This window comes from uncultured Bacteroides sp., assembly GCF_910586915.1.
Lineage (GTDB): Bacteria > Bacteroidota > Bacteroidia > Bacteroidales > Bacteroidaceae > Bacteroides.
On record NZ_CAJULN010000072.1, the window covers coordinates 1 to 7,381 of the forward strand.

Sequence of the window (7,381 nt, forward strand, 5' to 3'; positions counted from 1 at the left end):
CACCTCTCTGGCATAAGCTCAAAAGAAATGGGCCTTGCATCATCAGTCTAAACTTCTGTTTAGGCGTGAGGCAAAGCCCTTTTCTCCGCTTATGCGGTAGTCGGCATACGTTCGTCCAAAATCTCTTTGGGCGATGGTGTGCCGACGGACAAAACCGCTTTTACGGAAAAACTTATATGTGAGGATAAAAAATCAGGAGATTTATTTCTAAATCTCCCGTTTAATTTCTATTTTTGCATACGAAGAGTTCTTTGAAGGTTACGCAACGCGCAGAAGGATAATGCAGTAGATAACTAACTAATTCGTAACCTATTACTATCATGAGCAATCAACCTACGCTCATTTCCAATAAATTACACTCTTTTCGTAACTTCTCGGTGCAAAAGTAACAAATCTGCGGCGAGTAACAAACTCTTTGAGCACAATAACTATATGTTCCGTCTTCTTCACGTTCTTTGCAGGCTTTTGTACATGTGTCACTCACCAATTCCATAAGAAAATATAACGAAAGAATAGAGTCAGAGCGAAATTCGCTATCTTTGTCGTGAACCAACTTTTACAAGAATGAAAAAACTGATTCTATTTCTTTTGTTGATAGTATCGGCAGAGGTCGTTTCCGCACAATCGGAACTTCCTCCCGACAGCATCCGTCGCACTCCTTCTGCCAACATCAAGGAGTTTGGCGGTTTTTTACTGGATATGGGATTGATGAATCTCGCTGCCCCACAACTACCCAAACCGGACATAAATATGCCTGACATGAGCAAAGACTACAACCAACTATTCCGACTGAACACGGACGCTATCTACTCACAAGGCTTTACAAACTCTTTTTCATCCTTTTCCGGATTCGGATACGACTGGGGACTCTCCTCATCTCCATTGTTTATGCAAGCGGGAACTTTCAAACTGAAAAACGGAATGAAAATCAATACTTATGGCGACTACAATAAAGACGGCTGGAAAGTACCCAACCGCAGTGCCATGCCCTGGGAAAAGAATAACTTCCGGGGAGCATTCGAACTCAAGTCTGCCAACGGCAGTTTCGGAATACGCATCGAAGTGCAACAGGGACGAAACGGATTCTAAAGTATTAATAAAAATAGAATTGAAATCATAAATTCTTAATCATTGTTACGAAACAGACTTTTTTTCTTGGATTATTTGCCATTTTCACAAAAGTCCGTACATTTGCAATATGTTTTTCATAGTATTAGATTTAAGGTTAACAAAAGGTTGGAGCAAGGCGTTGCTCCTTTTTTTATATCCAATAGTAAAATAACAAGTTTATGAAAAATATACTAATCATAGGTGCCAACGGATTCACCGGACGCCAATTATTAAACGATTTATCCACTCAAAAGCAATACAATGTGTTCGGATGCTCTCTGCATCCGGATATTCTTCCCACTCCGGAAAGTCCTGCAAACTATCATTTCATTGAAGCCGACATCCGAAATGAGGTAACAGCAAAAGCCCTTTTCAATGAAGTACACCCTGAAATTGTAATCAACTGTTCCGCTTTGTCCGTCCCTGATTATTGCGAGACGCATCATGAAGAAGCCTATCTTACCAATGTTACGGCAGTAGAACTGTTGGCACATCTTTGTGAAACATACAAAAGCCGGTTCATCCACCTGTCTACCGACTTCGTCTTTGACGGAAAGATAGACGAAAATACAGGGCAATTATATATGGAAGAGGATGTTCCTGCCCCTGTCAACTACTACGGATTTACCAAATGGAAAAGTGAAGAAAAGGTGGCAGAGATTTGCAGCAACTATGCCATTGCCCGTGTAGAAATCGTATATGGGAAAGCATTACCGGGACAGCACGGAAACATCGTCCAATTAGTGATGAACCGGCTGAAAGCCGGACAGGAAATCCGTGTCGTATCCAACCAATGGCGAACACCGACTTATGTTGGCGATGTATCGAACGGAATACAACTCCTTATGGAAAATCCGACGAATGGAATCTTCCACATCTGCGGCGACGAATGTATGACTATTGCGGAAATTGCCTTCCAAGTGGCGGAATGTATGGAATTAGACCGCTCGCTCATCTGTCCTGTTACCACGGAAGAGATGCGGGAAGCCACTCCCCGCCCTCGTTTTAGCGGAATGAGTGTTAAGAAAGCACGGACAATACTCGGCTACAGCCCACGGAAACTCAAAGAAATCCTTAAGAACTGGAACCGTATATCATCCACCTGACTTTCATTGCCAGGCCTTATTGGCGGCAAACACTAACTTTATATCGGCATAGGAAACCTCGTCTCCTAAAGCCATCTTTATATCTACCACTCCGGAACTCCCGTTTATCGGACGTTGGCGGTGGGCTTCCTCTATCTTCGCTATTTTTTCCGGCGATACCACTTGCGATAGTTTTATTTTTCCCTCCCGCACGTAATGTTCCAGGTGCGTAGCAATCGTTCCCGTCACCAAATCACGTGCTTTGGCTATCTCCTCTATGCTCATTCCCTGACAGAACATTTCGTAACTGAGCAACTTCGTTTCTTTCTTCGGCTCTTTTTTCTCCCTTTTTTTCGCAGAAGAAACCACCATCTTGATTTCCGGCCGTTCCAACTTATTCGCCTTCATATACTTGCGAACTATTCCGAGAATATCAAGCCCGTATTTTTCCACGCCTTTCGCTCCGAAATAGGGAACGGCTTCCAAAGCCTGGGGAGTATCGGGCAAGAGATTCACAATTCCTATCAGTGCCTTCTGCTGCATGATGACATAGGCAGGAAGGGAGGTTTCACGCGCTTTCTCCGCTCTCCATTCCGACAATGCATGATAAAGTGCCGGATGCAGTATATCCGTAGGAACATCAACTTTCGTTTTTGCCGGACGACCGCTTGCCGTACGTTCTTTCCGCTCCTTCCTTTCGCGCGTGTTCTTGGAGGAGGAAGCATAAGACGGTGCATCTTCTTCCAAGCTCAACATGATTTTTGCTTTTAGTTTCAGATAGTCCGAGACGGTGAACGTTGCTGTACATAGCACATCAAACAAGAATTCTTTAATCCACAATGCATCATCAAGGGCTTGCAGGCGTTCATTCAGTTGTTTGCTCAGCACCTTGTTGTCGAGCGGCATATTCGTCTTGTCGAACAGGATACGAACCGGTTCCAACTCTTTGCGGAAATATACGGCTCCCGAACGAATACGTTCCTGCAACCCTGAGTCTCCGGCATAATCCTCACACTCATTTATCAGTCGGACATATTGATTGCGGAAACGATGGGCAACGTCCACAATCCGCTCTTTAATGCAAGGTTGCAAAGCCTTGTATTCGGCAAGCTGTTTCGGAAACAGTTTGTAGAGGTCTTCATCCATCAGGCGGAGCAACCGCTTATACGCCTGTTCGATGGCATAGAAGTTAAACACGTCACTCAGCGAATCAAAGAAGTACGCCTTTTGCATATCATGCAACTGTTTGCTTCCCGGCTTGTTCCGTTCCATTTCTTTTGCGAAATTGTCGACCACGCTGTCGCTGATAATGGCTTCGCGACGCAAAGGAGATTCCAGCACCATTCCTTCCAGGGTTTTACACCGGCTCAACGCCACGTAGGTCTGCCCGTGTGCAAAAGAACTGGCTGCATCAATAATGGCACGTTCGAACGTCAATCCCTGACTTTTGTGAATCGTGATTGCCCAAGCCAACCGAATGGGATACTGGCGGAACACGCCTGCTATCTCCTCCGTGATTTCTTTCGTCTCCTCATTCAATACATATTTATAATTCCCCCACTCTTCCTTCAACAACTGAAACTTGTCACCGCCATCCTTTCCACGCACAAACACTCTCGTTGCACTGACAGCAACCACCTCACCAATCATCCCGTTGTAATATCGTTTCTCCGAAGAGGAGTCATTCTTCAAAAACATGATTTGTGCCCCCTCTTTGATGGTGAGAACCTTGTCCGCAGGATAAGCATATTCGGGAAAATCTTTTTCTATCTCTGCATGAAAGCTGTACGCTTTGCCAGGCAAGGAGGCCAATTCGCGGTCGTTGACCTGCTGTGCCTGAGAATTATGCGTCGTCAGACGGATATATCCCTCTTCTTTCGGCGGCCGGAAACCGCGCAGGCAGCGTTTGTTCAACTCATTCAGTACTTCATCGTCCGCCTTATTCTCCCGTATCTTGTTCAACAGGGAAAGAAAAAAAGTATCACTCTGCCGATACACCTTTTTCAGTTCAATCGTCATATAGACGGTCGACTTCAGTGCGCGACTGGCAAAGAAGTAAGGCGTCTCGTAGTAATTCTTCAACAGCCCCCACTCATTGTCTTTCACTACCGGCGCCAACTGTTGCAAATCTCCTATCATCAACAACTGCACTCCGCCAAACGGTTTCTCACGGTCGCGATAACGCCGCAAGACAACATCTATGGCATCCAGCAAATCGGCACGTACCATACTGATTTCATCAATCACTAGCAAATCCAGGCTGCGGATGATGTTGCGTTTTTCATTATTTAAACGGTAGTGAGTTTGTGCCGAATTAAGAGTTGTATCCGGTATGAACGGCGCGAAAGTTATCTGAAAAAAGGAGTGAATGGTCACTCCTCCGGCATTCATGGCTGCAATACCTGTAGGAGCCAATACGACCATACGTTTGGGCGTCTGCTCTCTCAACCGTTTTAGAAATGTAGTTTTTCCGGTTCCGGCTTTACCGGTAAGAAACAGGTGTGTACCTGTGTTTTCAATGAACTGCCAAGCAAGTTGCAGTTCAGGATTATTCTTCATGAGGTTTGTTGTTTTGGGCAAAGATAGGGAAATATTCTTTTTCTTTCGTCTTGATACGAAAGAAAAAGAATCAAAAAGAAAGAATCAAGGTTGCGGCATGAAAACCCTTACGGCAGAATATCATAACGCAGAGTGGATTAAAAAGAAGATATATGGTATAGAAATGTATAAGAGCACAGACTATAAAGATTAAATGATTATACGCTATCTTCCCTATAACAAACAAAGTGATTATACCCTTATAATCAACCTGTTGCAGGATCTATATACGCTGCGTCCAGCATCTATATATCCTGCGCGCAGCGTATATAGATGCTACAAGTAGGACATATATGCGGTGAAAACAGGGTATATATGCGCTACAAATCCTTGAATTTTTCTTTGGTTCTTTCTTTTGTTTCAAGACAAAAGAAAGAACATACATTACACATCAACCATTAGCAATATCCAGCAACTCATTCGTAATCGCCTGCTGACGGCTCTTATTATACAACTTCGTCAACTCCTGAATCAATTCATTCGCATTATCCGTAGCCACTTGCATCGCCAATGTACGTGCAGCATATTCCGACGTATTCGAATCGACGGCTGCGGTAAAGAGCTTTTGTCTCAACACCGTTGGAATCAAATCGGCAATCAACGTTTCGGCGTCAGGCTCAATGATATAATCATTCACCAACTCATGTACTTCCGTTTTCCCTTCCTCCTTTTGCATCTCCTCGTTTACGATACGCGTCAAGTCAATAGGGAGATACGTTTCACGAAGAAGAAGCTGCGTTCCCATTGACTTGAAGTGATGGTAAATAACCTCCACGCGGTCCACCTCGCCAGCCACATACATTTCCATCAGGCGATGTGCCAAGTCGGCAGCCTCCCGATAAGTCGGTTTATCGGAAAGCGTGGGAACGGTTTCCCAGGGCTGAAACCCCATGCGCTTTATAGCCTCCTCCACCTTCCTGCCTATCGGAAACAGCAAGATATTCTCCTCCCCCAATACACGGTACCCATCAATCGCTTGCAGTAACATTTTGATAACATTAGCGTTGAAAGCACCACAAAGAGAAGTGTTCGAAGAGAAAGCGACAATCGCTACGCGCCTCACCTCACGCTTCTTTACATAAGGAGACCCGACAGGAAGGTCCGCACTTAGGAAATTGGTTAGAATCCTGTTCAGCTTACTTTGGTATGGAAGCATATTCTCGATGGCCCCCTGCGCCTTGTGTAACTTGGCAGAAGCCACCATCTTCATTGCCGAAGTGATTTTCCGGGTACTTTTTACCGAATTTATTCTGTTTTTTACCTCTTTCAGTGAAGCCATGATTTCAGCGATTAATGGTTAGTTCTAAATCTTATGTCAATCCTTTACTACCGATTATTATCATAAATACTGCTTGGCAACCATCGCGGCAGTCTCTTCGATGGCCTTAGCCACGTTATCATCAATAACACCCGTTTTTAACACATCCAATACATCCTCCTGATGATTCAGTTGCAGAGATTCGATAAATCCACGTTCAAAGTCCCGCACCTTATCCAAAGGAACATCGCGAAGAAGCCCGTGCGTGCCACAATAGAGAATAGCAATCTGCTGCTCTACGGACATCGGGCTGTATTGAGGCTGGATCAGAAGCCGGGCATTCTTTCGCCCTTTGTCAATGGTCAAAGCCGTAATCGAATCCATGTCACCGCTGAACTTGGAGAAGGCTTCCAGTTCGCGATACTGCGCCTGGTCAATCTTCAAAGTACCCGCCACTCTCTTCATCGCCTTAATCTGAGCGTTGCCGCCTACGCGTGAGACAGAGATCCCCACGTTAATGGCAGGACGCACCCCCTGGTTGAATAAATCCGTTTCGAGAAATATCTGCCCATCGGTAATGGAAATCACGTTTGTAGGAATATAGGCCGAAACATCGCCCGCTTGTGTCTCGATGACAGGCAATGCGGTGAGCGAACCGCCCCCTTTGACAATCCCTTTCAGACTATCCGGCAAGTCGTTCATTTCGCGTGCCACCTCCTCCTGGCTGATAATCTTCGCCGCACGTTCCAACAGACGGGAGTGCAGATAGAAGATATCGCCCGGATAGGCCTCTCGTCCGGACGGACGGCGCAGAATCAAAGAGACCTCACGATACGCCACCGCCTGCTTCGAAAGGTCGTCGTAGACAACCAATGCATGACGGCCGGTATCGCGGAAATATTCGCCGATGGCGGCCCCTGCAAACGGAGCATAATACTGCAATGCGGCAGGGTCACCCGCCGTAGCAGCCACCACAATCGTGTAGTCCAATGCTCCATACTCACGGAGCGTATTCACAATCGAAGCAACGGTAGAACCCTTCTGCCCGATTGCCACATAGATACAATAAACGGGGTCGCCCGCCAAGAAGTTACTGCGCTGGTTGATGATGGTATCAATCGCGATGGAAGTCTTTCCTGTCTGACGGTCGCCGATAATCAGCTCACGCTGCCCACGACCGATAGGAATCATGGCATCTACAGCCTTCAGTCCGGTCTGCAACGGCTGGTTAACGGGCTGTCGGAAGATAACTCCCGGCGCTTTCCGTTCCAACGGCATATCGTACAAGTCGCCGCCAATCAGTCCTTTGCCGTCCAACGGTTCGCCCAAC

Annotated in this window: 5 protein-coding genes; 2 read left to right on the forward strand and 3 right to left on the reverse strand. The window is 46.0% G+C overall.

Annotated elements, in window-relative coordinates; all coding sequences use genetic code 11:
- The first annotated feature begins 564 nt into the window (after positions 1 to 564).
- Positions 565 to 1,089, forward strand: coding sequence for an occludin (locus QZ331_RS14085; RefSeq protein WP_294631340.1), 525 nt, complete (start codon positions 565 to 567; stop codon positions 1,087 to 1,089).
- Positions 1,090 to 1,289: 200 nt separating this feature from the next.
- Positions 1,290 to 2,216 (forward strand): SDR family oxidoreductase, encoded by a 927-nt coding sequence (locus tag QZ331_RS14090; RefSeq protein WP_294631342.1) that lies wholly within the window; start codon positions 1,290 to 1,292, stop codon positions 2,214 to 2,216.
- A gap of 3 nt (positions 2,217 to 2,219) precedes the next feature.
- Here QZ331_RS14090 and QZ331_RS14095 read toward each other — a convergent pair whose 3' ends face one another.
- From QZ331_RS14095 to atpA, 3 genes are all read right to left on the reverse strand, one after another.
- Positions 2,220 to 4,754, reverse strand: coding sequence for a helix-turn-helix domain-containing protein (locus tag QZ331_RS14095; RefSeq protein WP_294631344.1), 2,535 nt, complete (start codon positions 4,752 to 4,754; stop codon positions 2,220 to 2,222).
- 430 nt (positions 4,755 to 5,184) lie between these two features.
- Positions 5,185 to 6,072 (reverse strand): F0F1 ATP synthase subunit gamma, encoded by an 888-nt coding sequence (locus QZ331_RS14100; protein WP_294631346.1) that lies wholly within the window; start codon positions 6,070 to 6,072, stop codon positions 5,185 to 5,187.
- 60 nt (positions 6,073 to 6,132) lie between these two features.
- On the reverse strand, positions 6,133 to 7,381 hold a 1,249-nt coding region (gene atpA, locus QZ331_RS14105; RefSeq protein WP_294631348.1), incomplete at its 5' end, for a F0F1 ATP synthase subunit alpha.

Excerpts from the sequence above, each read along its gene's own strand:
- QZ331_RS14085 (WP_294631340.1), top strand. The coding sequence starts at position 565 with ATGAAAAAACTGATTCTATTTCTTTTGTTGATAGTATCGGCAGAGGTC.
- QZ331_RS14090 (WP_294631342.1), top strand. The coding sequence starts at position 1,290 with ATGAAAAATATACTAATCATAGGTGCCAACGGATTCACCGGACGCCAA.
- QZ331_RS14095 (WP_294631344.1), bottom strand. The coding sequence starts at position 4,754 with ATGAAGAATAATCCTGAACTGCAACTTGCTTGGCAGTTCATTGAAAAC.
- QZ331_RS14100 (WP_294631346.1), bottom strand. The coding sequence starts at position 6,072 with ATGGCTTCACTGAAAGAGGTAAAAAACAGAATAAATTCGGTAAAAAGT.